Here is a 25,285-nt window from a genome sequence, read left to right on the forward strand (position 1 = left end):
CGTGAAGCCAGTCTTTTCATCCGGATGAAGAGATGATAGTTTCACTTATATCCGTATGAAGAGATGTTATTGGCCGGACCTCGGCCAGGCATGGACTACTGCGGAACTACGTCGCCCTTTCCACCTCCCCCACATCGTCATGCCCAAGCACACCCTGCTCGTGGCGGCCCTGGCCGTCGCTCTGGCCGCGCCTTTGTCCGCCGCCGCCGAAACCTTCGCCGACGCCAGTGGCGAAGCCAGCACCCTGGCTGCCGTGCGCGTCACCGGTTCCAACATCAAGCGCACCGATACCGAGGCCTCCAACCCGGTGCAGGTGATCGGCCGCCAGCAGCTGGAACAGACCGGCAAGGCCACCGTGGCCGATGTGCTGCGTTCGATCTCGGCCAACACCGGCAACGCCAGCAACGAAACCACCAACAACGGCTGGGCCTCCGGCTCGGCCGGCATCGGCCTGCGTGGCCTGTCGCAGAAGAACACGCTGGTGCTGCTCAACGGCCGTCGCCTGGCCAACTACGGCTTCCCGGCCGGTGGCCTGTCCGACACCTTTGTCGATCTCAACGCGTTGCCGCTGGTCGCGGTCGAACGCATCGAAGTGCTCAAGGATGGCGCCTCGGCGGTCTACGGCTCCGACGCCGTGGCCGGTGTGGTCAACATCATCACCCGGCAGAACTTCGAAGGCGCCGAGATCGGCGGCAGCTTCGGCGGCGCCGACCAGGGCGGCCTGCACGAGCAGAACCTGAAGTTCGTCGGCGGCCTCGGTGATCTCGATACCGACGGCTACAACATCCTCTTCAGCCTGCAGGGCTACAACCGCGAACGCCTGGATCAGGACGAACGCAACCTGACAAAGAGCGGCATCTACACCGACAAGCCCGGCGGCCGCTGGAACGGCTGGTCGGCCAAGGGTGCGCGCTATCTGGTCAACGGCGTGTCGGTGCCGATGCTCGATGCCAACGGTAACTGCCCGACCGGTACCACCCGCGTTGCCAGCGCGCCGATCGACGGCCTGGCCGGTGATACCTGCGGCTTCAACCAGGCGCCGTTCACCACGCTGATTCCCTCGACCAAGCGCTACCAGGCCTATGCCAACGGCATCTTCCGCCTGAACGACAATGTCGAAGCCTTCGGCGAAGTGCTGTACAGCCAGATCAAGAGCACCGCGTGGTTTGGCAGCAGCCCGTTCTTCACTCTGGAAAGTGGCCGCTTCGCCTTGAACGCGGACAGTGGCCTGGCCGAGCCGGTGTCGTCGCTGCTGCCGGCCAACAATCCGTACAACCCGTACGGCCGTGCAATTCCGATCGAATACACCTTCTTCGACCTGGGCGGCACGCTCAAGACCAACCGCTCCACCGCCTACCGCGGCGTATTCGGCCTGCGTGGCACCACCGCGAAGTGGGACTGGGAAGTGGCCGCGTTCGGCGCGCGCAGCAGCGAGCGTGAGAGTGTCTCTGGCGGTTTCGCCAACCGCTGGGCGCTGGCCGATGCGCTGGCCACCGGCAGCTACAACCTGCTTAACCCGGCCGCCACGCCGCAGTCGGTGCGCGACTCGATCAACATCGCCACGCTGCGTCCGGCCGAGTCCAAGCTGCAGGGCATCGATGCGAAGATTTCCGGCAGCCTGGGCCATACCTGGGCCGGCGAGATCGGATTCGCCGCCGGTGCCGAGTGGCGCCGCGAGAAGCTCGATTCCAACAACCCGTGGCAGATCGACGCCGGCCTGCAGGTGCGCCCGGCCATCGCCGAAGTGCACGGCAAGCGCCAGGTCAGTGCGGCCTACGCCGAAGTGAACGTGCCGCTGGCATCGACGCTGGAGCTGTCCGCTGCCGCGCGCGCCGATCACTACGATGATTTCGGCGATGCGTTCTCGCCGAAGATCGGCCTGCGCTGGCAGCCGCTCGACTTCCTGCTGGTGCGTGCCTCCGCCTCGAAGGGCTTCCGTGCGCCGTCGCTGTCGGAAAACTCCAACAGCACCAGCATCGCCTACGGCAGCGTGGTCGATCCGCGTGACCCGGACGTGCCGGGCTCGCGCCAGAACCCGACCTTCTTCACCGTCGGCAACAACGAACTGAAGCCCGAGCGCACCAAGAGCGTGAACTTCGGCGTGGTGCTGTCGCCGTGGGCCAACACCAACCTGAGCGTGGACTACTACCGCATCCAGCTGGACAACCTGGTCGGCACCAACAACACCCAGACCCTGGTCAACGACAACGTGGCCGGCGCCGTGCAGCGCGATGAGCGCGGCAAGCTGCAGGCGGTCTACAACCGCTACCAGAACCTGAGCGAGCTGAAGACCTCGGGCATCGACGTCGAGCTGCGCCAGCGCATCCCGACCGCTGCGCTGGGTGACTTCACCGTGTCCTCGGCCTACACCCACGTGCGCGACTACCGTCGCCCGACCGTGGTCGGCGGCCCGCTGGTCGACTACGCCGGCAGCAACCTGGGCGCAACCCTGCCCAAGGACAAGGCCACCACCACGCTGGACTGGAAGTACGGCGACTTCAACGCAGCGGTGACCTGGTACTACACCAGCGGCTACCGGCAGGAAGCCAGCACCGCCGCCAAGGCCGTGCAGCAGCGTGTCGGCAGCTACAGCCAGTACGACCTGTACCTGGCCTACACCGGCATCGACAAGCTGACCGTGTACGCCAAGGTGCAGAACCTGGCCGACAAGACGCCGCCGTACGACGCCTCGTTCCCGGGCATCCGCGCGCCGTACGACTTCAGCCAGTACGACCTGCGTGGCCGCTACTTCACGCTGGGCTTCGATTACCGCTTCTGATCCATCCGCCGCGGCCGGTCACCTGAAGGGACCGGCCGCGCGACTGTCTGCCGTTGTGTTCCAGGGGAGTCATCGTGTCCTTGCATCGCCGTGCCGTTCTTCCGTTGCTGCTTGCCGCCGCCACCGCACTGTCCTCGCCGCAGCCGGCGCAGGCACAGAGCGCGTACTTCTTCCCGCAGGTGACCGACGCAGCGGCGTTCGATGCAGCGGTGCCCACACCGGAGCAGTTCCTCGGCTACCCGATCGGCAGCCGTTACACCCGGCACGACCAGCTGGTGGCGTACTTCCAGGAACTTGCGAAACGCTCGGACAAGATCAGCGTGCGCGAGATCGGCCGCAGCTATGAAGGTCGCCCGCTGCTGATCGCCACCGTCACTGCTGCAGGCAACCACGCGCGGCTGGAACAGATCCGCCAGCAGCACGCGACCCTGGCCGATCCGGCGCAGCCGCGCAGCGCCGCCGGTGACAGCCCGGTGGTGGTGTGGCTGGGCTACAGCGTGCATGGCAACGAGACCTCCAGTGCCGAAGCGGCGATGCTGACGGCGTACTACCTGGTGGCCAACCACAGTGCCGAAACCCAGCAGTGGCTGCAGCAGGCGGTGGTGCTGTTCGACCCAGCGCAGAACCCGGACGGCCGTGATCGTGCCGCCAACTGGCACAACGCGTGTGCCTCCGATCCGGCTTCGGCCGACCCGGCCGACAAGGAACACGTCGAGCCGTTCCCGCAGGGCCGCACCAACCACTACTTCACCGATCTCAACCGCGACTGGCTGGCCCTGACCCAGCAGGACTCGCGGCCGAAGGTGGAGGTGTTCCACCAGTGGTACCCGAACGTGCAGATCGATTTCCACGAGATGGGCAAGGACAGCACCTACTACTTCGAACCGTCGCCGAAGAGCATGCACAGCCCGCTGATTCCAGCGGCGTCGTATGAATTCAACAAGACCCTGGCCAAGTACCACGCGCAGGCGTTGGATGCGCTGGGCTCGCTGTACTACACCGGCGAGAACTTCGACAACTTCTCGCCGGTGTACGGCTCGACCTATCCTGATTTCCACGGTGCCGTCGGCGTTACCGTCGAGCAGGCCAGCTCGCGGGGCCGCGTGCAGGAGTCGATGAATGGTCTGCTGACGTTCCCGTTCACCATCCGCAACCAGGTGGCTACCGGGCTGGGCACGGTGCGCGGTGCGGTGGCCGAGCGCAGCGGCCTGTTCGACCTGCAGAAGCAGTTCTTCCAGAGCGCACTGAAGCAGGCCGCACAGCAGCCGGTGAAGAGCTTCGTGTTCGGCGACGCGCATGATCCGGCACTGACCCGGCGCCTGCTGGAACTGTTGCTGCTGCATCGCATCGAAGTGCGCACGCTGGATCGTGACGTCAGTGTCGATGGTCAGCGCTTCGATGCCGGCAGCGCCTACGTGGTGCCGGTGCAGCAGGCGCAGTTCCGCCTGGTGCATTCGATCTTTGCCGAGACGCCGCCGATCAAGGGCGATGTGTTCTACGGCAGCACCAGCTACGCGATTGCACCGGCCTACGGCGTGGCCTTCGCCGGTAGCCGCAGCCGCATCGACGGCGGCGCACGCGTCGCGGCGCTGCCGGCGGAGCAGGGCGCCGTGCTGGGCGGCCAGGCAGGATTCGCCTACGCGATCGACTGGCGCGACTACAACGCCGGGCGCGCGTTGGCTGCGCTACAGGGCAAGGGCGTGAATGCACGCGCGGCATTCCAGCCGTTCACCACCGCGACGGCGCAGGGCGAGGTCAGCTTCGCCGCCGGCAGCTTGGTGATTCCGGTGGCCGGGCAACCACTGCAGGGCACGGCGTTGCTTGAGGCAGTGACGTCCGCCGCACGCGAGGCAGGTGTGCAGGTGCACGCGCTGTCCAGTGGCCGCAGCCGCGAAGGCATCGACCTCGGCAGTGACGGCGTCAAGGCGCTGCGCAAGCCTGCGGTGGCACTGGTGATGGGCGAGGGCGTGGCCGCCACCGAAATCGGATCGGCGTGGTTCCTGTTGGACCAGCAGCTGCGGTTGCCGGCCAGCAAGCTGGATCCGCAGCAGCTGGGCAAAGTACCGCTGGACCGTTACACCACCATCGTGTTGTCCGGCGGAACCTATGCCGGCGTCGATGCCACGGCGGTGGCTGCACTGAAGCGCTGGGTACAGGCCGGTGGCTCGCTGGTGACGTACGGCAGTGCCTCGAAGTGGGCGATCGAACAGAAGCTCGCCGACGGCGAGAAGCTCGGCAAGGAAGAAGATGCAGCTGACGAAAGCCGTCGCGCGTTCGGCGATCAGCGCGACATCGCCGCGATCGAGCGGGTCAGCGGCAACATCCTCAGTGCCGATGTTGATACCAGTCATCCGCTGGCGTTCGGTGTGCCGCGCCGGCAGCTGGCGATCAACAAGGAGAACACGGTAACGTTGCAGCCGAGCGCGAACCCGTTCTCGACGGTGGTGCGCATCGACACGCCGCCGCGGGTGAATGGTTATCTGTCCGAGCGCAACCGCGCGCGGGTGGCAGGCAGCGCGTGGCTGCTGGTGTCGGCGCAAGGGCAGGGCAACGTGGTGCTGTTTGCCGATGATCCGGCGCATCGCAAGTACTGGCACGGGACGGATCGACTGCTGATCAACGCGGTCTTCTTCGGGAATCTGGTGAATCCGAGTAAAGCGCGGGGTTGAGGCGTTTGGCGCCGAGTTGTTGCTGGGTTTGGGAGGCAGGGGGCCTCAGCCAGGACACGCCGTAAACCCCGCTCCGCGGTCCGGCCCAGCCGCTGGCGGCTGGGCGTTCGGGCGCTCGCGAAGCAGTGCTTCGCAAGCAAAGCACCCTCACCCCTGGGGGCTCGATGGCGCCTTGCTCGTGTGCGCTGTCCTGCGCACACGGCAAGGCCGGGGTTGGGCGTCCTGCCCAACCCGCCCGAGGCATGCCTCGGGCCCATGGCGCCAACGGTCCTGCACAGCCCGCCCGGCCTCCCCTCGACAGTTTCCTACGGGCGCGGACGCATCGAACCCCAAGGCGGGAGTAAGGGCGAAAGCAAAAGCAGAACCAGGAATTGCGACTTCGGCTTTTGCCTTTGAATTTGAATTTGAATTTGAATTTGAATTTGAATTTGATCTTTCTTCTCCCGGCTACCCGGCGGGAGAAGGAGGCGCAGGCAATGCTTGAAGCGGATGGGCATGGGGGCAGCGCAGAACCGTTGGCGCCATGGATGGCGCCATCGAGCTTACATGGACGTATTTACAGCGTGTTCTGCGCTGCCCCCATGCCCATTCGCCCTCGGTACTGCCACCGCGTGCTTTATCACCCGGTAGCCCGCAACAAAAAAAAGGACGGCGCGTCAGCGCCGTCCCTCGATAGCCCCCCGCGCAGCGGGAAGCACCCTCCATGTCAGCTGGGATCAGCCGGCGCGACCGCCGCCGTTGCCACCCTGGCCGCGGCCACGGCCGCCACCATTGCCGCCACCGCCACGACGCTGGCCCTGACCGGCACCTGCACGCTGCTGGCCATTGCCACCGCCCTCGCGACGGCCACCACCGGCCTTCTTCGGGCCCGCATGCGCATGGCGCGGCGCATCGCCGTGCGGACGGCGCGCGTGGCTCTTGCGCGGTGCGCGCTCGCCGGTATCGTGCTCGGCTTTGCCCGGCGCACTGTTGCCCCAGCGGATCGGCGTCTGCAGCTCGAAGCCCGGCACATCGCGGATGTCCATGTCGCGGCCCAGCAGGCGCACGATCGCGCGCAGCAGCTTCACTTCATCCTGCGCCACCAGCGAGATCGCCTGGCCGGTCGCGCCGTTGCGGCCGGTGCGGCCGATGCGGTGCACATAATCTTCGGCCACCATCGGCAGGTCGAAGTTGATCACCTTCGGCAGCTCGTTGATGTCGATGCCGCGCGCGGCGATATCGGTGGCCACCAGCACGGTCACGCGGCCGGCCTTGAAGTCGCCCAGCGCACGCAGGCGCTGGCCCTGGCTCTTGTTGCCGTGGATCGCCGCGGTCTTGATGCCGGACTTTTCCAGGAACGTGGCCAGCTTGTCGCTGCCGTGCTTGGTGCGGGCGAACACCAGGGTCTGCTCGCGGCTGTCCTGCGCCAGCAGGTGCAGCAGCAGGTCACGCTTGCGACCGGCATCGACCGGGTGCACGCGGTGGGTGATGGTTTCGGCCACGGTGTTCTTCGGCGTCACCTGGATCTGTTCCGGGTTGCGCATGAACTCCAGCGCCAGCTGGCGGATGTTGTCCTCGAAAGTGGCCGAGAACAGCAGGGTCTGGCGGTTCTGCTTCGGCAGCTTGGCCAGGATGCGCTTGATCGACGGCAGGAAGCCCATGTCGAGCATGCGGTCGGCTTCGTCCAGCACCAGCAGTTCAATGCCGGACAGGTCGATGCTGCGACGCTCCAGGTGGTCGATCAGGCGGCCCGGGCAGGCCACCAGCAGGTCCACGCCACGGCGCAGGATGTCCAGCTGGTTGCCCATGCCGACGCCACCGTAGATGCAGGCGCTGGGAATGCGCAGGTACTTGCTGTAGCCGCGCAGGCTGTCATGCACCTGGGTGGCCAGCTCGCGGGTCGGGGCCAGGATCAGCGCGCGCGGCTTGCGCGGGCCACTGCGGACTTCCTGCGAGGCGGTGCCCAGGTGCTGCAGCAGCGGCAGGCCGAAGGCGGCGGTCTTGCCGGTACCGGTCTGTGCGCCGGCCAGCAGGTCGCGACCGGCCAGCGCCAGCGGGATCGCCTGCTGCTGGATCGGGGTCGGGTTTTCGTAGCCCTGCTCGGCAAGCGCACGCAGCAGGAAGGGCGCCAGGCCCAGCGATTCAAAAGACATTGAGTTTGCTCCAAGTACAAGAAACGCCTGTCCGACTGGACAGACGGGGGCAGATCAAACTGATCGGCTGACTCGGAGCGTTCCCGTGAACCGCGCTGCGAGAATTGGGTGCAGCCGGCACGAAGCGCAGGCTGGAATGCGTGACGAACGGCGTCGGAGTGGGGGCGGGCGAAGAGGGCGGACCCAGGTCGCCGGCGATCCCGGAGGGAAACGGACGGCCGCTGCAGACCCTGCAAGTCTAAACGATGTTTGAGACTTCACGCAAAAAGGCCTGTTCAGGTAGGGGGCTCTCTGCAGGGCTGCGCCCTGCACCCGCAGAGGCTGAAGCAACGTCAAAGGCCGGGTTCCTGTGGGTAGGCGGGATGGGTCCGGTGGCAGGGGACGCTGCAAGTACGTCCATGTAAGCTCGGTCGCCGCATCCATGCGGCTCACGCCCCTGCCACCGGACCCACCCCGCCTTCGAGAGTTTTCCGCGATCTGTCGAATCTCATTCGATCAATTTCGATATCTGACGGATTTCGACGATGAATGATGTGGATGTTCGATCCGTCATCGGGAAATTGTCAGGGGTGGGACGGTGTGGGTGGGCAGGACCGTTGGCGCCATGGATGGCGCCATCGAGCCCCCAGGGACGGGTTTACGGCGTGTCCTGCCCACCCACACCGTCCCGCCCAGCTCACAGACAACCCAGAGCCGGCTGTTGCTGTTGACGTTGCCCTGGCTTGAAGCAGGTGCAGGGTGCAACCCTGCCGAAACCCCCCACTACGGTAGGGTGGGCCGATGCCGCGCTGCAGCTTGGCGCCGCCGCAGATTTGATTACACTTGAAACTTGTTTGCCCACGACTCCGGACACCCACCCATGAAGCTTGGTTCTTTGAAGGAAGGCGGCCGCGACGGCACCCTGATCGTCGTCTCGCGTGACCTGCGCCACGGCGTGCGCGCCACCGGCATTGCCGCCACCCTGCAGCAGGCCCTGGAGGACTGGAGCCACATCGCGCCGCGCCTGAACGCCCTGTACGAATCGCTCAACGCGGGCGACGCCGATGGCGTGTTCGACCTGGACCCGCAGGCGCTGGCCGCGCCGATGCCGCGTGCCTATGAGTTCGTCGATGGCAGCGCCTACCTGCCACATGTCGAGCGCGTGCGCCGCGCCCGTGGCGCCGAGGTGCCGGAGAGCTTCTACACCGACCCGCTGATGTACCAGGCGACCAGCGCCGGTTTCTACGGTCCGCGCGACGCGGTCAAGGTGGTCAGCGAGGACTATGGCATCGACCTGGAAGCAGAGATCGTGGTGATCACCGACGACGTGCCGATGGCCGCCACCCCGGAACAGGCCGCAGGCCATATCCAGCTGGTCGGCCTGGTCAACGATGTCTCGCTGCGCAACCTGATTCCGGGTGAGCTGGCCAAGGGCTTCGGCTTCCTGCAGTCCAAGCCGCGTTCGGCACTGTCGCCGGTGTTTGTCACCCCCGACGAGCTGGGCGCCGCGTGGCAGGACAGCAAGGTGCACCTGCCGCTGCTGACCCACATCAACGGCCAGTGGTTCGGTGCGCCGGAAGCGGGCGTGGACATGCAGTTCAACTTCGCCCAGTTGGTTGCGCATGCGGCCAAGACCCGTCCGCTCAGCGCCGGTACCATCGTTGGCTCGGGCACCATCGCCAACGAAGACACCAGCAAGGGTGCCTCCTGCTTTGCCGAACAGCGGGTGGTCGAAACCCTGCGCGACGGCAAGCCGAGTACGCCGTTCATGTCGTTCGGCGACGTGGTCCGCATCGAGATGCTCGATGCCGCCGGCAACAGCATCTTCGGTGCGATCGAGCAGCGCATCGAACAGGCGACCAGGCCCTGAGCATGGAAGCGGCGATGGAGATCCCGGTCGACGACGGCATCGTGCTGTACACCTACTGGCGATCCAGCGCCGCCTACCGCGTGCGCATCGGCCTGGAGCTGAAGGGCCTGGCCTGGGAGGCCCGGCCGGTGCACCTGGTGCGCGACGGTGGCGAGCAGCACCTTGACGCCTATCGCGCGCTCAATCCGCAGCAACTGGTGCCAACCCTGTTGCATGAAGGGCATGCGCTGATCCAGTCGCTGGCGATCCTGGAGTATCTGGAAGAACGCTTCCCGCAGGTACCGCTGCTACCGGCCGATGCCGCCGGCCGTGCGCGGGTGCGCGCGCTGGCCCAGCTGGTGGCCTGCGACATCCACCCGATCAACAACCTGCGGGTGATGCAGTACCTGGAGCGCAGCCTGCAGGTGCCGGCCGATGTCCGCACGCAGTGGACCCTGCACTGGATCGCCGAAGGCTTCGCTGCCATGGAGGCAATGTTGGCCAACAGCAGCGCGACGGGCACCTTCTGCCACGGTGACCGTCCCGGCCTGGCCGATATCTGTCTGCTGCCGCAGCTGTACAACGCGCATCGCTTCGGCCTGGACCTGGCGCCGTACCCGACCCTGCGCCGTATCGAAGCTGCCTGCCAGGCACTGGACGCCTTCGACCGCGCACGCCCGGAAAACCAGCCCGACGCCGGCTGAAAGTAGAGGGGACGGAGGGGATTAAGTCGTTTGTGCACTTACGACTTAATCCCCTCCGTCCCCTTTTTGTTGCAATCGGGCCAGGTCATCGCGGAACAGCCGGTAGGCATCCTCGCGGCGCGCATCGTCGGTCTGCCACAATACCCATGCCGGGTGCACCGTGGCATAGCCGCGGGTGCCGTCCTCGAGGGTGTGCCAGCGTCCGCGGTCGCGTGAGAGGTCGAACCCACGACCAAACACCGAGGCTGCCGCTGTCGCGCCGAGGCACACGATCACCTGGGGCCGCACGCGCGCGATCTCACCCATCAGCCAAGGGCGGCAGGCCTGGATGTGCCGGCTTTCCGGTCGCTTGTGCAGTCGCACCTTGCCACGCCGTTCATGATGGAAGTGCTTCACGGCGTTGGTGAGGTACAGCGCCGCGCGATCGATTCCCAATTCGGTCAGCGCACGGTCCAGCAGCTGACCGGCAGGACCCATGAACGGCTGTCCGCGCAGATCCTCGGTGTCGCCAGGTTGTTCCCCGATCAGCATCATGCGGGCGTCTGCAGGCCCCTGCCCGAACACGGTCTGCGTGGACTGCTCCCACAGCGGGCACTGGCGGCAGGTGCTGGCCTGTCCGCGTAGATTCTCCAGACTGCTGGCATCCGCTGCTGGCATCGCAACACCTGCACGCAGGGGGATCCTGCGCTGCGGTGCCTGCGCGGGACGGTCATGCATTTCCTGTACGCGGTCGGCCGCATCGCGCACCAGGCGTGGCAGCAGCTGGGCCTCCGGCAGGTGGCGCCAGTACTTTGCCGGCATCTCCTGCATCATCATGCATGTATTGAGTCGCGCCGGATTGAAGATATTGGCGTAGTAGGTCTGCCACAGTGATTCGCGCGCATCCTCGGCCGGGGCATCCTCGCGCCGTGCGCCGGGGCCGAAGGCAAGCGCCTGCCCATCCCATGCGACGCTGCGCGAAGGCGTGAGGATCGCCCAGCGCATGCCGGTGAAGCGGCGCGCGAAGAAGGGCGCGACCCGGTCGACAATGTGGTGCTGTGGCTCAAACCAGGCGATGAACGCATCAGGCTGGCCAGGCACCTCGCGGAAGCGCACGAATGCCTTCATCTTGTGCGTGTCACGGCGGACGGCCTGGGCGAGCGCCGTTGCGCGCAGGACATCGGCGTCGGCGGGATTGCTCAGCACCGAACGCTCGCCATGGACGATGCGCCACAGCAGGCGATACAGCAAGGCCAGTCGCTGGGGGTCGTGATGGCACAGGCAGGTGGCCGCCAGTTCCAGGAAATCGCGGGGCACGTTGGGTGCACTGGCATCGGCCAGCATCGGCGCCCGCTGCACGGCCGGCGCATCCAGCAAGGACGTTTCGCTCCCTTCCAGCCAGTCCAGCTGAGGAGGGGCCACGCCTCGCAGCAACGCTTCGCGCGCAGCATCGCGCCAGGCCTGCAGCGACCACTGCGGGTCCACCCGCAGCGACCAGCGCTGCGCGTCAGGCGGCGGGCGGTGCATCAAACAGCGATCCCTGACGAGGCGGTGGGGCCAACTGCGCGCGCAGCGCCGCCGGATCGTCCAGCGATTTGCGTGGATGGTGGTCAGCCAGCTGCACAAACGGAAGCAGTTTGCTCATCGGTGCCTTCAGGCGTGCTACATCGGCAACCCGCAGGCGACCGTGGCGGCGTGCCATCAGCACCCGTTTCACGTTGCGCACGCCCAGCCCGGGTACGCGAAGCAGCATTTCCTTCGGCGCACGGTTGAGATCCACAGGAAAGCGCTCGGGGTGACGGATCGCCCAAGCCATTTTCGGGTCGATATCCAGGTCGAGCATGCCGTCCTGGGTGGTATCGGTAATCTCATCCACGCCGTAACCGTAGAAGCGCAGCAACCAGTCGGCCTGGTAGAGGCGATGTTCGCGCTGCAGCGGAGGCGGTTGCAGTGGCAGCTGCCGGCTGGCGTCCGGAATCGGGCTGAACGCGGAGTAGTACACCCGGCGCATGCGGTAGTTGCCGTACAGCGCATCGGCGCTGGCCAGGATCTGTTGGTCGTTGGCCCCGTCCGCGCCGACGATCATCTGCGTGCTCTGCCCGGCGGGTGCGAAACGGGGAGGGCGTGGACTGCGGCTGGCCCTCGGCGCCACCGCTGCGGGGGCGTTGCGCGCCTCCTTGGCTTCCTCGATGCGCCAGCGTAGTTCGCCCATCGCGCCGCGTATCGAATGCACCGTCTTCTCCGGCGCCAAGGCGCTCAGGCCGGCTTCGGTCGGCAGTTCCACGTTGATCGACAGGCGGTCGGCATAGCGCCCGGCACTGGCCAGCAGCTCCGGCGAGGCCTCGGGAATGGTCTTGAGGTGGATGTAGCCGGCGTAGCGGTGTTCTTCGCGCAGCTGCCGGGCCACTTCCACCATCTGTTCCATGGTGTAGTCCGCATTGCGGATGATGCCGCTGGACAGGAACAGGCCCTCGATGTAGTTGCGCTTGTAGAAGTCCAGGGTGAGTGTGACCACCTCGTCCACGCTGAAACGTGCGCGGGGCACGTTGCTGGAGACGCGGTTCACGCAATAGGCGCAGTCGTAGATGCAGAAGTTGGTCAGCAGGATCTTCAGCAACGAAACGCAGCGGCCATCGGGCGTGTAGCTGTGACAGATGCCCATGCCCTCGGTGCTGCCGATACCGCCACTGACGCGCGAATCGCGCTTGCCCGAGCCGCTGGAGGCGCAGGAGGCATCGTACTTGGCGGCATCGGCCAGAATGGCCAGCTTGCGGATGGTTTCCATTGAGGAAACCTACGGATGAGGGGTCTCATTGGATGAGACCGCCCCTGAATTCTTCAGGAAAAGGGGACGGAGGGGATTAAGTCGTAAATGCACTTACGACTTAATCCCCTCCGTCCCCCTTTTCGTGCGGTCAGAACCCGTGAGTGATGCTTGGCTGCCCGGCCGAGAAATCCGCATACGGGTCGTGCTCGCCGCTGCTGCCTTCGGACAGGCGGAACTTCAGGGCCAGGCCATCGCGCGAGTCGGCCGCGCGCAGCGCTTCCTCCTGCTCGATGATGCCGGCCTTGGCCAGACGGAACAGGCACTGGTCGAAACTCTCCATGCCTTCCTCCAGCGAGCCTTCCATCGCCGCCTTGATCTCGTGCACCTGGCCGCGACGCAGCAGGTCACGGATCATCGGCGTGTTGATCAGCACCTCGGTGGCCGGCAGGCGACGGCCCTCCTTGTTCTTCACCAGGCGCTGGCTGATCACCGCACGCAGGTTCAGCGCCAGGTTCATCAGCACGTTCTTGTGCGCGCTTTCCGGGAAGAAGTTGAGGATGCGCTCGATGGTCTGGTCGGCGTTGTTGGAGTGCAGGGTGGCCAGGCACAGGTGGCCGGTTTCGGCGAAGGCGATCGCCGCCTCCATCGTTTCCGCATCCAGGATCTCGCCGATCAGGATCACGTCCGGCGCTTCACGCATCGCGTTCTTCAGCGCGTTGTGGAAGGCATGGGTGTCCAGCCCGACCTCGCGCTGGTTGACGATCGACATCTTGTGCTTGTGCAGGTACTCGATCGGGTCCTCGATGGTGAGGATGTGACCAGTGGTGGTGCTGTTGCGGTGGTCGATCATCGACGCCAGCGAGGTGGACTTGCCGGAACCGGTGGACCCCACCACCAGCACCAGCCCGCGCGGGGTCATGATGACGTCCTTCAGCACCTGTGGCAGGTTCAGCTCTTCGATGCTCGGGATGCGGCTGCGGATGGCGCGGATGACCATGCCCACTTCGCCGCGCTGCTTGAACACGTTGACGCGGAAGCGCCCGGCATCGGGCAGGGCGATGGCCATGTTGAGCTCCAGCTCGCGCTCGAACTGCGGCACCTGGCCTTCGTCCATCAGCGAGTAGGCGATCTTCTTGACCATGCCCGGCGGCAGGCCGGTGTTGCCCAGCGGATAAAGCTTCCCCTCGATCTTGATGTAGACCGGTGCTCCGGTGGTCAGGAACATGTCCGAAGCGTTCTTTTCGGTCATCAGCTTCAGGAAGTAGCCGATATCCATTGCGAATTTTCCCCAACGAAACGGCCGACGCCCGTTGCCAGCACGGTGTCGGCTTGACGACAATGGCCGTGAACCGACAACCGGTACGGCCTCCCCAATGAAACGACTTAGCTTCGCACGAATGCGCCATGGCCTGTATGTGATGGCGTTTGCATTCGCACTGTCTGCCACCGCCTGGGCGCAGGACGGCGCACTGGAACTGGCCCAGGCCCGGCAGGCGGTCGACAAGGCCACCCAGGCCGACGCCGACCAGTACGCCCCGGACCTGATCGGGCTGGCCCGGCAGGGGCTGGAACAGGCCCAGCGTGCTGCCGGCGACCGCCGCGAGCGCAAGAACGCCCCGGCGATCGCCCTGCGCGCCGCTGCCGATGCCGACCTGGCCCGCGCCCGCAGCGAGGAAGCCACCGTCACCGCGCAGCTGCAGTTGCGCCGCAACGAGGTCAACCAGCTGCAGCGCCAGCTGTCGACCGGGGAGGACCGCCGGTGAAGCCGATGACTGCCACAACCCTGGCTGCGCTGCTGGCGCTGCCGACCCTGGCCCTGGCCGCCGACAACCCGATGGTGGCGCAGCTGAGCCAGCGTCTGATGGCCATCCAGGCCAATCCCGACACGGCTGAGCTGGGCGCCTTCGAGCGCATGCAGGCCCAGCAGGCCATCGCCACCCTGGACAAGGCCAAGCGCCGCGACCAGGAGCTGGCCACCTACCTGGCCGAGCGCCGGGTGGAGATTGCCGAGACTGCCGTGCGTGCCGCACTGGCCGCGCGTGAGGTCGACCGCCTGGAGCGCACCCGCAGCGACCTGCTGATCGAGGCCAGCCGCCGCGATGCCGCCCGCGCCCGCCAGGAAGCCGAGCAGCTGAGAATGCAGGCGCAGATGCAGGCCGAGGAGGCGGAGCGCCTGCGCCAGGCCGCCGAGGCCGAAACCCTGGCCCGCCAGGACGCCGAGAACGCCCTGACCAGCGTCGCCGGCAAGCAGCAGCAGCGCCTCAGCGCCGCCCAGCAGAACGCCGCCAAGCTGGCCCGCGAGGAAGCCGAGCTGGTATCCGGGCAGAAGTTGCCGGGCTCGAAGTTCGATGGCCGTGGCGAAGTCTTCACCTTCAATGGTGACGCATTTGCCGCTGGCGCCTCCAGCCTGTCCGGTGGGGCCCGCAACCAGGCCAAGGCGCTGGCCGAGTACCTGAACATCGGCAAGAAGGGCCGCCTGCGCATCGAGGCCTATGACAGCGCCAACGGGGTCGGTCAGAAGCGCGCCGAAGCGCTGCGCGACGCCCTGGTCGCGGGCGGTGTCGCCAGCAACCGGATCCAGCTCAGTGGCAAGAAGGCCGCGTCCACCCGGGCACGCTCGGCCGAGGTCATCATCGCCCCGTAATTGCTTGATATTGTTTGTTTTTCGTTGCGATGAGCATTCAGCCTGAACCCCGCCCCGGCGGGGTTCGGTCTTTTTGCCGCAGGGGTCTTGTACCCCGCCTTGAGCAGGCGTAGGGTCAATCGTCCGGGACGCAATGCCGCGGACCGGACGATGGGAGGGCCGGGCCGATGCAAACAGGGCGCGAACCGCAGCAGATCGACGTGCGCAGGCCAGTGCCGCAGGTCGTTGCAGGCGTCCAGGTGGCCATCGACCGGCGCTCCTCCATGAACAACGCCCCGTGCCTTGCGGCCGGGGCGTTCGTGTATCTGTCGAAGGAGGTCCATCATGTTTGAAGATCAGCCCCAGAGCGAGATCGACGCCCGTCGCGCGCGTGATCCGGAGTTCAGGGCACTCCATGACCAGCACCGTAAGTTGAACAAGAAGTGCATGGACGCGGAGTTGGGTGTACTCCCGATCGATGATGTCACCCTGGGTCGCATGAAGCGCGAGAAGCTGCTGGCCAAGCAACGACTTCTGCGAATGTACGAAACACCGCTCCCAATGACGTCCCCCACGCTTTGACGCACCCCGTCACGCCCGGAACGGCGTGACCCGGCCATCGATGGCCCCGCCGGGCGCTCCTGCCCCGGCATCGCGGCACCGCCGATGAGGCGGCCGCGCCAAGGCACCACAGGCCGTGGTGCCTTGGCCTGCAGGCACAGCTCACCGATGCGGGCGGTACCGGTCTCCTCGTCGATCCGGGGCCGTCCGCATCTCTTTTTACGGTGGACGGGCTGCGGCCCTGCCGACCTGACTTTCATCGCCATCCGTCGGATAATCATCGGTCCGGCCCTGTGCGGCGCGAACCGAAAGTCCTCCGAATGCCCATCCATTCTTCCGTCCTCGAACTCATCGGCCAGACCCCGATCGTCAAGGCCCAGCGCCTGGACACCGGCGTCTGCGAGCTCTACCTGAAGCTGGAGAGCGCCAACCCGGGCGGATCGATCAAGGATCGCATCGGCCTGTCGATGATCGAGGCGGCGGAAAAGCGCGGCGACCTGAAGCCCGGTGCCACCCTGGTTGAGGGCACGGCTGGCAACACCGGCCTGGGCCTGGCGCTGGTGGCCCAGCAGAAGGGCTATAAGCTCATTCTGGTCGTTCCCGACAAGATGAGCCGGGAAAAGATCTTCAATCTGAAGGCGATGGGCGCCGAAGTGCGCCTGACCCGCTCTGACGTGGCCAAGGGCCATCCGGAGTACTACCAGGACCTGGCCAAGACCATCGCCGAGCAGACCCCGGGCGCCTACTTCATCAACCAGTTCGGCAACCCGGACAATCCGGCCGCGCATGAATTCGGTACCGGCCCGGAAATCCTCGAGCAGATGGGCGGCGACCTCGACGCCATCGTGTTCGGCTGCGGCAGCTCCGGCACCATGACCGGCCTGTCGCGCGCCTTCGCCAAGCTGTCGCCGAAGACCGAACTGGTGCTGGCCGATCCGGTCGGTTCGATCCTGGCCGAGTACATCAACGACGGCAATCTGAACGACAAATCGGGCAGCTGGCTGGTGGAAGGCATCGGCGAGGACTTCCTGCCGTCGATCTCCGATTTCAGCCGCGTCAAGAAGGCTTATGCCATCAGCGATGCCGAGAGCTTCCACACCGCACGCGAACTGCTGGGCAAGGAAGGCATCCTGGGTGGTTCGTCCACCGGCACCCTGCTGGCCGCCGGCCTGAAGTACTGCAAGGAGCAGACCACGCCGAAGAAGGTGCTGGTGCTGGTGCCGGATACCGGCAACAAGTACCTGTCGAAGATGTACAACGACTACTGGATGCTGGACAACGGTTTCCTGCAGCGCCCGCAGCACGGTGACCTGCGCGACCTGATCCTGCGCCCGTACGGCCAGCGCGACACCGTGGTGATCGGTCCGAACGACCTGCTGACCACCGCCTACCAGCGCATGAAGCTGTACGACGTGTCGCAGCTGCCGGTGATGGACGGCGAGCAGCTGGTCGGCATCGTCGACGAAAGCGACGTGCTGCTGCACGTGTATGGCGATGAGGCACGCTTCCGCGACACCGTCGCCACCGCGATGGTCAGCAAGCTGGACCGGCTGGACGTGAAGTCGCCGATCGAGGCGCTGCTGCCGGTGTTCGACCGCGGCCAGGTGGCGATCGTGATGGACGGCGACACTTTCCTGGGCCTGATCACCCGTATCGACCTGCTGAACTATCTGCGCCGTCGCGTGCAGTAAGCCGCTGATCGCCGACGTTCACTGCTGAATCCTGGTTTATCCGCGTCAAAGGTCGTTAAGGCCGCGCTGGTAGACTTCCGCACCTTCGATGGCGCCGTGCGTCGGCGCCCCTCAGGAAAGAACATGTCCAACGCAACTTCCCAGGATCGCGCCCTGGCCCTGGCTACCCTGGCCATCCACGGTGGCCAGTCGCCCGACCCCAGCACCGGCGCGGTGATGCCGCCGATCTACGCCACCTCGACCTACGCCCAGTCCAGCCCGGGCGAGCATCAGGGCTTCGAGTACTCGCGTACCCACAACCCGACCCGCTTCGCCTATGAGCGTTGCGTGGCGTCGCTGGAAGGCGGCACCCGCGGCTTTGCCTTCGCTTCGGGCATGGCGGCCAGCTCGACCGTGATCGAGCTGCTGGACGCTGGCAGCCATGTGGTGGCAATGGACGATATCTACGGCGGCAGCTTCCGTCTGTTCGAGCGCGTGCGTCGCCGCACCGCCGGGCTGGACTTCAGCTTCGTCGACCTGACCGATCTGGCGGCCTTCGAAGCGGCCATCACGCCGAAGACGAAGATGGTGTGGATCGAGACCCCGACCAACCCGATGCTGAAGATCGTGGATATCGCTGCGGTCACCGCCATCGCCAAGCGCCATGGCCTGATCGTGGTGGTCGACAACACCTTCGCCTCGCCGATGCTGCAGCGTCCGCTGGAACTGGGCGCGGACCTGGTCCTGCATTCGGCCACCAAATACCTCAATGGCCACTCGGACATGGTCGGTGGCATGGTGGTGGTCGGCGACAACGCTGAACTGGCCGAGCAGATGGCCTTCCTGCAGAACTCGGTGGGTGGCGTGCAGGGCCCGTTCGACAGCTTCCTGGCCCTGCGTGGCCTGAAGACCCTGCCGCTGCGCATGAAGGCGCACTGCGCCAATGCGCTCGCCCTGGCGCAGTGGCTGGAGAAGCACCCGGCCGTGGAAAAGGTGATCTACCCGGGCCTGCCGTCGCACCCGCAGCATGAGCTGGCCGGCAAGCAGATGGCCGGTTACGGCGGCATCGTTTCGATCGTGCTCAAGGGCGGGTTCGAGGCGGCCAAGCGCTTCTGCGAGAAGACCGAACTGTTCACTCTGGCCGAGTCGCTGGGCGGCGTGGAAAGCCTGGTGAACCATCCGGCGGTAATGACGCATGCCTCGATTCCGGTTGCGCGCCGGGAGCAGCTGGGCATCAGTGATGCGCTGGTAAGGCTGAGCGTGGGTGTGGAGGATCTGGGGGATCTGCAGGTGGATCTGGAAAGGGCGCTGGAGGCTGCCACCGCATGATGGGCCGTCGCATCGAATTGATGCTGAGCCTGACCGGCCGTGACATCAAGAAGAAGTACAAGGATTCGCTGCTGGGTGCGCTATGGGGCGTGCTTGTGCCGCTGATCATGCTGGCCATCTATACGATCATCTTCTCCACAATCTTCAGTGCGAAGTGGAAAGGCATCGAAACCCATACGAAGGTTGACTACGCTGTCCTGCTGTTCATCGGATTGATCGTCTACAACTTCTTCGCTGAGTCGCTTACGCGTGCGCCCACTGCGGTGCTCAGTAATCCGAATCTGGTGAAGAAGGTGGTGTTCCCGCTGGAGGTGCTGCCGCCGGTGGTGGTGCTGTCTTCCCTGTACAACGCAGGTGTGGCGACGGTGGCGCTGGTGGCGTTCCTGCTGTTCAGCAGCTTCGGGCTGCATTGGCAGGTCGTGCTGCTGCCGCTCCTGATCGTGCCATTGCTGGCCCTGACCATGGGCGTGACCTACCTGTTCGCCTCCCTGGGCGTGTTCTTCCGCGACGTGGATCAGATCGCCGGGTTGCTGGCGCGGGTGCTGCAGTACCTTACTCCCGTGCTGTATCCGTCGATCATCTTTCCCGAGGCCATCGGCAACTGGATGCGCCTCAGTCCGCTGGCCATCTATGTCGAGCAGACCCGCGCGCTGATCGTAACCGGCACCTTGCCTGACTTGGGGCACTACGCCTGGGCGGTGGGCTGGTCGGCAGGGATCTATGTCTTTGGTTACTGGTGGTTCCAGCGGACCCGGAGGGCCTTCGCCGATGTCGTCTGACAATCTGGTTATCGACATCGAGAATGTCAGCAAGGTCTTCAATATTTTCGACAAGCCGTCGGATCGCCTGCTGCAGATGCTGCTGCCCCGGCTTGGCCGTGTGCTGCCTGGCAAAGGGGAATGGTCCTCTCGTCAGCGCGGGCGCGAATTCTGGGCGCTGCGCGACGTCAGTCTGAAGGTGAAGCGCGGTGACGCGGTGGGCATCATCGGACGCAATGGTTCAGGCAAGTCGACCCTGCTGCAGATCATCGCCGGCACGCTGGCCCCCACCACCGGCTTGGCGCAGGTCAATGGTCGTATCGCCGCGTTGCTGGAGCTGGGCAGCGGCTTCAATCCAGACTTCACCGGGCGTGAGAACGTCGTTCTCAATGGCATGATCCTGGGCCTGACCGAGCGCGAGGTGATGCAGCGTTTCGATGCCATCGCCGCCTTCGCCGACATCGGCAACTTCATCGACCAGCCGGTGCGGACCTACTCCAGCGGCATGATGCTGCGACTGGCGTTTGCAGTGCAGACTCAGGTGGAGCCCGACATCCTGATTGTCGATGAGGCCTTGGCGGTGGGTGATGCGCTGTTCCAGAAGCGCTGTTTCCAGCAGATGGAGGCGCTGCGTGCAAACGGCTGCACGCTGCTGCTGGTGTCGCACGATCAGGAGTCGATCCGTACGCTCACGGACCATGCCATCCTGCTTCGTGACGGCACCGTGCGCGTGGCCGGCCCGTCTTCGGAGGTCGTGTTGGAGTACCGCAAGCAGCTGCACGACGATGAGCGCGATTACTACGCATCCATCAGTGCCCAGCACCTGCAGCACGCCAGGCAAACCATCGAGGCACAGTCGGATGCCGACCCGGTGGCCGAGCCTGCCGAGCACGGCGGTTCGCCTGTGCTAGGGGTGCGCAGTGACAAGCTGTCCTTCGGTGACTTCGACTGCGTGGTGGAACATGTGCGGGTGCTGGACACCGACGGCAACGAATGTGCGTACTTCCTTCCGCGCGAACGCGCGATCATCGAGGTCACCGCGCGACCGACGCGGGCCATGGATAAACTGAACGTCAATGTCCGCCTGCGCAACAAGGAAGGCGTGAAGCTCTATTCATGGGGAACCCTGAATCAGGATGTCAGCCAATGGACCGAGCAGGGCAGTGAACAACCGGGTGTATGGGGGACCACGTTCCCCGCCGATGAGCCGTTTGTTGTGAGATTCGAATTCGACTGCGCTCTGGGTGTCAATTTCTACGAGGTGCAGGTTTCGGTTTCAGAGGAGCTCGAGCGTTTTGGCGGTGCCCAGCGCATGCTGCACTGGCGGGACGAGGCTGCGTTCTTCCAAGTCGGGATGCGGCAGAAGGAATACACGTTTGGTGGCGTCTGCGACCTCCGCATGCGCGCAACTGTCGCCACCACCCCTTGAACGAAGAAGGCACTGCAATGGATATGACTCCATCCCTTTCGAACACTGCCCTGACACCCGCTGCGGCGCGGGTCGCAGTTGAGCGGCTGCGTTCCTGGTTGCCTGCAGGCGCGGTAGCACTACGCGGCGACGTACCTTCGGCGTTGTTGCAGGGGCTTCGCCAGACTGGCATGACGCTGCAGGATGGCGGTCACGGCGCCGCGTCGGGCGTCATCGTGCTTGAGCAGGGGGATGTGGGCCACGCGAGCGAGAGAATTTCAGCACTGCTGTCGGACATCGCAGGACCGGTTTGCCTGGTGATTGTGGGTGATGCTGCCTCCACTTCCAGCCGTGCTGCCTGGGAAGCGGCAATCATCAAGACGGAGTGGCGGAAGCATCCACTCAATGAGCGGGTGGCGCCTTATGGTGAGCTGGATCGAGTCACCGGCTTGCTGATGATCGCCTTCGAACGTGTGCCTGCTGCTGCTTTGGCGGTCTATCCGCTGAAGGCGCTCGAAGAAGAACGGGATCTGCACACCGACATGACGCGTGAACCCGGCCGTCGCTCCGACGCGCACATGACGCGGTACGCGCAGGCAGCACAGTTCATCCGCCCCGGGGACCGGGTTGTCGACGTGGCCTGTGGACTGGGCTACGGCTCCTATCAGTTGGCGCACAACAGTCATGCCGCCTCGTTCATCGGCCTTGATGCCAGCGAGTATGCGGTGGACTATGCCAACGCCAATTTCGCACCGGTTTCGCCTGTGCCAACTACGTTCGTGGTGGGCGATGCACAGGATCTGACCGGAATGGCCGACGGGTCTGCTGATTTCGCGGTATCCGTGGAAACCCTGGAGCATCTGCCGGAGCCGGATCGGTTGTTGTCCGAGCTGCACCGAGTGTTGTCTGCACGTGGGCGCGTGTACGCGAGCGTACCCAATGACTGGTCGGACGAGACCGGCGAAGATCCCAACCCGTTCCACTTCCATGTTTATGACTGGCCGCGGCTGGTGGCGCAGTTCGAACGCAATGGTTTCGAGATCGAGAAGGCGTGGCTGCAGGATGCCGGTGGTGGTCAGAAACGCCACCTTGTTGCGCGCTCGATGCTGGAGATCGACCCTCTCCAGGGTCCCGTGTGCGATGGCGAATGGTTGCTGGTGTTGGCGCGCAAGGCGGGTGCTTTCTCCGAAGGTGTCTCCTGTCCTTTGCAGGAAATTCAGGTCCTGATTGCAGAGGGTCGCCGTGGCGATGCACTGGACCGGCTCGATGCAATGCACGATGACGAAGATGCGTTGTTGCGGGGGGCGTCCCACGCACTGTCTGCGATTCTGAACGTGGTCGATGGGAATGACGAGCAGGCTGGAGTCCATTGGCAACACGTGCGGACAGCTGCTCGCGAAGCGCTGGCCTCTGGTGCCGATGACGCTAGAGCGGCGGGACTATTGCACCTCGCCTCCGAACGTATGACCGACGACACTCCGGCGAGCCCGGGTGCATTGCAGAGGTTGCTTGAGTCGCATCCGCTGGTCATGGCGGAATTGCTCGGTGCATCGGCTGTCCTGCCATCGGACGAAGATGACCGAGCGATTACTTCGGGTCCCGGCGATGGAGCCGAACAGATCAATCTGGGGTCCCGTGAGGTGCGCCAGTTGATGGATGCCAAGCAGTGGCTGGACGGCAAGTACCACGAGCACATGCAACGCATCAGCGAGCTTGAGCAGTACACTGCGGAACTTGAAGCCGCCCGGCAATGGCTGGATGCGCAATATCATGCGTTGTCGGCCGAGGTTCGACGACTGTCCACCGACGCCGCATCGCACGCCGGTGGCAACGGATAACCGCGACGATGAGTGACTCCTCTCCATGCGTTGCCGCTGCCACGTTGGATGCCCAACTGGCAGAAGATCTGGCCGGATATTGCCTGCGAGCGGTCGGCCCCAGCCGAGTCTGCCTGCGAGGACAGGAACTGGCTGCGATGGCGGCCCCGCTGCGTGCCGCGGGCTGCGACGTCGTGGAAGATGCACGAGGGGTTTTTAGTTTGCCTGGTCGAAGCTTGGGTATCGCTTGGGCAGGTGATGCGGTCGAACGCTCGTCCGCCCTTGACTGCACGCTGGATTCGCTGGTGCTGATTGGTCCGGCAGAGTGCTCGCAGGAGCTGGCCGACTGGGTCAAGCAGGCGGTCGCACAGGGTTGGCAGATGCATCCGGCCACCTATGCACTGGAAGGTGCACCTGCCGGTGCAGCGGTCCTGACCCTCAGCCGGGAAGGCGTGCATTCCTTGCAGCCGAGCGTCGACCTTAAGGCCAGCTACCATGGCTTGGCCGCCGCACTGGTGCGGCCTGGTGATGCGGTGATCGCGACGGACGCCGGCGATCGCGGCCTCTGGCGCATCGTGCAGCAGCATTCACGCTGTCGCTGGCTCGGCGTGGTCATGGAGCCTGCACTGGAGCTGGAACTGGAACCAGGCGTGGAATGGCTGGAGCCTTCGGCATGGCGACAGAACGCACAGCCGGTCGATGTGGTGATCACAAGCGTAGGTCACGAGCATTCGGACCTGAGTGTTTGGTTACAGCACGTGCAGGAGGTGTTGGCACGTAGTGGCCGCCTGGTCGTGGCGATCCCGCTTCACGATGGACGTAGCGCCCAGGCTCGTGCGCTGATGGACGCGATGGAACAACAGGGCCTCGCCATCGATCGTGCATGGTGGCAAGGTCTGAATCATCCGGCAGGTCTATCCCAGTTCGTGGAAGTTCCGCGCGATGCTGACGATCACCTGGTCCTGGATCCAACCGTTACCGCAATGGCGGACGTGCTGGTGTTGATGGCGGTCAAGATCAATGGACATGGCGTCATTCGCGATGCCTCCTTGCAGGCGCCGAACATCATCGCATTCCAGCGTGACTACCTTGATGCGAGCCTGGTCCGCCTGATCGTCGCAATGGGGCTCCGCCTGGAATCTGCAGGCCTGCGCAGGCAGTTGGCTGACAGGGTGCTCCGCGAGTGCCCTGATACGTCTGCCGACTATGGCGCTGCGCTCTGCGTGCTTCTGTATGACACCACCGCATCGGGTGGCGACAAGCGAGATGCGTTGCTTGCTGCTGCCAAGCGCTACATGGACCTGCCCGTTGCCAACCCGACAGTGTTGCGCTGGCAGGTCTCACTGGCCTTCGCCGCTGCGCTCCTCCATCAAGCAGATGGCGAGCTGTCATTGGCAGCAGACTGCTACACGCGCGTCCTCGCGTTCGATGTACTGCAGTTCAGCCCGTTGCTGGGAACCAAAACCACTGCTGCGGCTGTGCGCCTGGGCTGGATACGATTCGGCCAGGGCGATGTGGCGGCTGCTCGCGAGGCATGGGCGCGCGGGCTGGATGAGGCGCGTCGGTTGTCTGCTCAATCTCTTTGGAGAGAGGTGGTCGGCAATGCCGATGCGCCTGAAACGTTTGCGCTTCCGGAACTTGCGGCAGTTATGGACGAGGCGGGCTGCCTCGCATCGGCACTGCGCCTGACAGCTGAAGTCCCGCTGCGGCCCGGCCTTGCCTGGCAATGGAGCAACCGTTCCTGGCGGACGCAGTTGCACGAACTCCGCAGCCAGCAGCAACACTCCAAGCTGTGGCTGGAGCAATTGCAGGATGCGAAGGATTGGCTGGATGGCCAGTATCATCAGTTGACGGCAGCACTGGAGCAATCACGGCAGGTGATCGAGGCAGCCCAGTTGCAGAAGGATCTCCTGGACAAGGAGATTGCAGGTATTCGTGCGGCCTTCCACCTGGCGCACCAGCACGCGGAGGCCAGGCAATCGGCATTGCAGGGTGAGCTTCGCCAGGCCCAGGCGGAGAACGCGGACCTGTTGGATCTCTACACCCGGCAGCAGGCGGTGCATGCACGCTTGGAGGCGTCCGCGCGCACGCTGGCGGCAGCGACCGGCGTGGTCATGGGGAACGCGCCGCAGCCGTGCCTACCGGCCGAATCGCTGGCGGCGGAGATGTCCCGGCTGGCCGAGGCACTGGAACGCTTGCCGATGAAGCGCATGGTGCGAGCGATGCTGCGTGCGCTGACCTCGCTGCTCCGGCGGAGGTGA

17 protein-coding genes are annotated in these 25,285 nt (G+C 65.1%); 13 read left to right on the forward strand and 4 right to left on the reverse strand.

All coding sequences use genetic code 11. The features are described 5' to 3' along the window. Positions 1 to 139 precede the first annotated feature (139 nt). Positions 140 to 2,779: a TonB-dependent receptor plug domain-containing protein gene (locus ACZK4Z_RS02615; RefSeq protein WP_125892483.1), complete on the forward strand. Its 2,640-nt coding sequence runs from the start codon at positions 140 to 142 to the stop codon at positions 2,777 to 2,779. Positions 2,780 to 2,853: 74 nt separating this feature from the next. Next, positions 2,854 to 5,448 (forward strand): M14 family zinc carboxypeptidase, encoded by a 2,595-nt coding sequence (locus tag ACZK4Z_RS02620; RefSeq protein WP_478451170.1) that lies wholly within the window; start codon positions 2,854 to 2,856, stop codon positions 5,446 to 5,448. 716 nt (positions 5,449 to 6,164) lie between these two features. On the opposite strand, the gene ACZK4Z_RS02625 is transcribed toward ACZK4Z_RS02620, so the two are convergent. Beyond that, positions 6,165 to 7,580 carry a DEAD/DEAH box helicase gene (locus ACZK4Z_RS02625; protein ID WP_049461652.1) on the reverse strand — a complete coding sequence of 472 codons (1,416 nt, stop codon included), beginning with the start codon at positions 7,578 to 7,580 and terminating at the stop codon, positions 6,165 to 6,167. A gap of 859 nt (positions 7,581 to 8,439) precedes the next feature. Between ACZK4Z_RS02625 and ACZK4Z_RS02630 the strand changes: the two genes are divergently transcribed. Then, entirely contained in the window at positions 8,440 to 9,429 is a 990-nt protein-coding gene (locus ACZK4Z_RS02630) for a fumarylacetoacetate hydrolase family protein (RefSeq protein ID WP_032127967.1), read from the forward strand. A 14-nt stretch (positions 9,430 to 9,443) separates the two neighbouring features. Further along, entirely contained in the window at positions 9,444 to 10,112 is a 669-nt protein-coding gene (gene maiA, locus ACZK4Z_RS02635; protein ID WP_125892489.1) for a maleylacetoacetate isomerase, read from the forward strand. Between the two features lie 45 nt (positions 10,113 to 10,157). On the opposite strand, the gene ACZK4Z_RS02640 is transcribed toward maiA, so the two are convergent. The 3 genes from ACZK4Z_RS02640 to ACZK4Z_RS02650 form a co-directional block, all read right to left on the reverse strand. After that, positions 10,158 to 11,618, reverse strand: coding sequence for a UdgX family uracil-DNA binding protein (locus ACZK4Z_RS02640; protein WP_125892491.1), 1,461 nt, complete (start codon positions 11,616 to 11,618; stop codon positions 10,158 to 10,160). Beyond that, the gene (locus ACZK4Z_RS02645) at positions 11,599 to 12,876 is read right to left on the reverse strand and encodes a putative DNA modification/repair radical SAM protein (RefSeq protein WP_125892493.1); all 1,278 of its coding nucleotides are present in this window, start codon (positions 12,874 to 12,876) and stop codon (positions 11,599 to 11,601) included. Before ACZK4Z_RS02645 ends, ACZK4Z_RS02640 begins: the two co-directional genes overlap by 20 nt. Before the next feature lie 130 nt (positions 12,877 to 13,006). Further along, positions 13,007 to 14,134: a PilT/PilU family type 4a pilus ATPase gene (locus tag ACZK4Z_RS02650; protein WP_032127971.1), complete on the reverse strand. Its 1,128-nt coding sequence runs from the start codon at positions 14,132 to 14,134 to the stop codon at positions 13,007 to 13,009. 121 nt (positions 14,135 to 14,255) lie between these two features. Here ACZK4Z_RS02650 and ACZK4Z_RS02655 point away from each other — a divergent pair, with 121 nt between their 5' ends. The 9 genes from ACZK4Z_RS02655 (at position 14,256) to ACZK4Z_RS02695 (ending at position 25,285) form a co-directional block, all read left to right on the forward strand. Next, complete coding sequence (locus ACZK4Z_RS02655; protein ID WP_125892558.1) at positions 14,256 to 14,621, forward strand: DUF4398 domain-containing protein; 366 nt, start codon at positions 14,256 to 14,258, stop codon at positions 14,619 to 14,621. Next, positions 14,618 to 15,502 carry an OmpA family protein gene (locus tag ACZK4Z_RS02660; RefSeq protein ID WP_125892495.1) on the forward strand — a complete coding sequence of 295 codons (885 nt, stop codon included), beginning with the start codon at positions 14,618 to 14,620 and terminating at the stop codon, positions 15,500 to 15,502. Before ACZK4Z_RS02655 ends, ACZK4Z_RS02660 begins: the two co-directional genes overlap by 4 nt. 324 nt (positions 15,503 to 15,826) lie before the next feature. Continuing rightward, positions 15,827 to 16,063 carry an HP1242/YdcH family protein gene (locus tag ACZK4Z_RS02665; protein WP_004154075.1) on the forward strand — a complete coding sequence of 79 codons (237 nt, stop codon included), beginning with the start codon at positions 15,827 to 15,829 and terminating at the stop codon, positions 16,061 to 16,063. A gap of 299 nt (positions 16,064 to 16,362) precedes the next feature. Further along, positions 16,363 to 17,733: a pyridoxal-phosphate dependent enzyme gene (locus tag ACZK4Z_RS02670; RefSeq protein ID WP_032127973.1), complete on the forward strand. Its 1,371-nt coding sequence runs from the start codon at positions 16,363 to 16,365 to the stop codon at positions 17,731 to 17,733. A 123-nt stretch (positions 17,734 to 17,856) separates the two neighbouring features. Then, positions 17,857 to 19,041: a cystathionine gamma-synthase gene (locus tag ACZK4Z_RS02675; RefSeq protein ID WP_125892497.1), complete on the forward strand. Its 1,185-nt coding sequence runs from the start codon at positions 17,857 to 17,859 to the stop codon at positions 19,039 to 19,041. Further along, complete coding sequence (locus ACZK4Z_RS02680; protein ID WP_125892499.1) at positions 19,038 to 19,820, forward strand: ABC transporter permease; 783 nt, start codon at positions 19,038 to 19,040, stop codon at positions 19,818 to 19,820. The genes ACZK4Z_RS02675 and ACZK4Z_RS02680 overlap by 4 nt, the downstream gene beginning before the upstream one ends. Continuing rightward, on the forward strand, positions 19,810 to 21,228 hold the full coding sequence (locus ACZK4Z_RS02685; RefSeq protein ID WP_125892501.1) for an ABC transporter ATP-binding protein: 1,419 nt from the start codon (positions 19,810 to 19,812) through the stop codon (positions 21,226 to 21,228). Before ACZK4Z_RS02680 ends, ACZK4Z_RS02685 begins: the two co-directional genes overlap by 11 nt. Before the next feature lie 17 nt (positions 21,229 to 21,245). Continuing rightward, a complete protein-coding gene (locus tag ACZK4Z_RS02690) occupies positions 21,246 to 23,045 on the forward strand; it encodes a class I SAM-dependent methyltransferase (RefSeq protein WP_125892503.1) in 1,800 nt (599 codons plus the stop codon). 8 nt (positions 23,046 to 23,053) lie between these two features. Continuing rightward, complete coding sequence (locus ACZK4Z_RS02695) at positions 23,054 to 25,285, forward strand: hypothetical protein (RefSeq protein WP_125892505.1); 2,232 nt, start codon at positions 23,054 to 23,056, stop codon at positions 25,283 to 25,285.

The sequence above is a fragment of the Stenotrophomonas sp. 71799_Sma genome (genome assembly GCF_056482505.1).

What these genes read in the sequence shown, in the direction of transcription:
- ACZK4Z_RS02615 (WP_125892483.1), top strand. Translation starts at nt 140, where the DNA reads ATGCCCAAGCACACCCTGCTCGTGGCGGCCCTGGCCGTCGCTCTGGCC.
- ACZK4Z_RS02625 (WP_049461652.1), bottom strand. Translation starts at nt 7,580, where the DNA reads ATGTCTTTTGAATCGCTGGGCCTGGCGCCCTTCCTGCTGCGTGCGCTT.
- ACZK4Z_RS02630 (WP_032127967.1), top strand. Translation starts at nt 8,440, where the DNA reads ATGAAGCTTGGTTCTTTGAAGGAAGGCGGCCGCGACGGCACCCTGATC.
- maiA (WP_125892489.1), top strand. Translation starts at nt 9,444, where the DNA reads ATGGAGATCCCGGTCGACGACGGCATCGTGCTGTACACCTACTGGCGA.
- ACZK4Z_RS02640 (WP_125892491.1), bottom strand. Translation starts at nt 11,618, where the DNA reads ATGCACCGCCCGCCGCCTGACGCGCAGCGCTGGTCGCTGCGGGTGGAC.
- ACZK4Z_RS02645 (WP_125892493.1), bottom strand. Translation starts at nt 12,876, where the DNA reads ATGGAAACCATCCGCAAGCTGGCCATTCTGGCCGATGCCGCCAAGTAC.
- ACZK4Z_RS02650 (WP_032127971.1), bottom strand. Translation starts at nt 14,134, where the DNA reads ATGGATATCGGCTACTTCCTGAAGCTGATGACCGAAAAGAACGCTTCG.
- ACZK4Z_RS02655 (WP_125892558.1), top strand. Translation starts at nt 14,256, where the DNA reads ATGCGCCATGGCCTGTATGTGATGGCGTTTGCATTCGCACTGTCTGCC.
- ACZK4Z_RS02665 (WP_004154075.1), top strand. Translation starts at nt 15,827, where the DNA reads ATGTTTGAAGATCAGCCCCAGAGCGAGATCGACGCCCGTCGCGCGCGT.
- ACZK4Z_RS02670 (WP_032127973.1), top strand. Translation starts at nt 16,363, where the DNA reads ATGCCCATCCATTCTTCCGTCCTCGAACTCATCGGCCAGACCCCGATC.
- ACZK4Z_RS02675 (WP_125892497.1), top strand. Translation starts at nt 17,857, where the DNA reads ATGTCCAACGCAACTTCCCAGGATCGCGCCCTGGCCCTGGCTACCCTG.
- ACZK4Z_RS02680 (WP_125892499.1), top strand. Translation starts at nt 19,038, where the DNA reads ATGATGGGCCGTCGCATCGAATTGATGCTGAGCCTGACCGGCCGTGAC.
- ACZK4Z_RS02685 (WP_125892501.1), top strand. Translation starts at nt 19,810, where the DNA reads ATGTCGTCTGACAATCTGGTTATCGACATCGAGAATGTCAGCAAGGTC.
- ACZK4Z_RS02690 (WP_125892503.1), top strand. Translation starts at nt 21,246, where the DNA reads ATGGATATGACTCCATCCCTTTCGAACACTGCCCTGACACCCGCTGCG.
- ACZK4Z_RS02695 (WP_125892505.1), top strand. Translation starts at nt 23,054, where the DNA reads ATGAGTGACTCCTCTCCATGCGTTGCCGCTGCCACGTTGGATGCCCAA.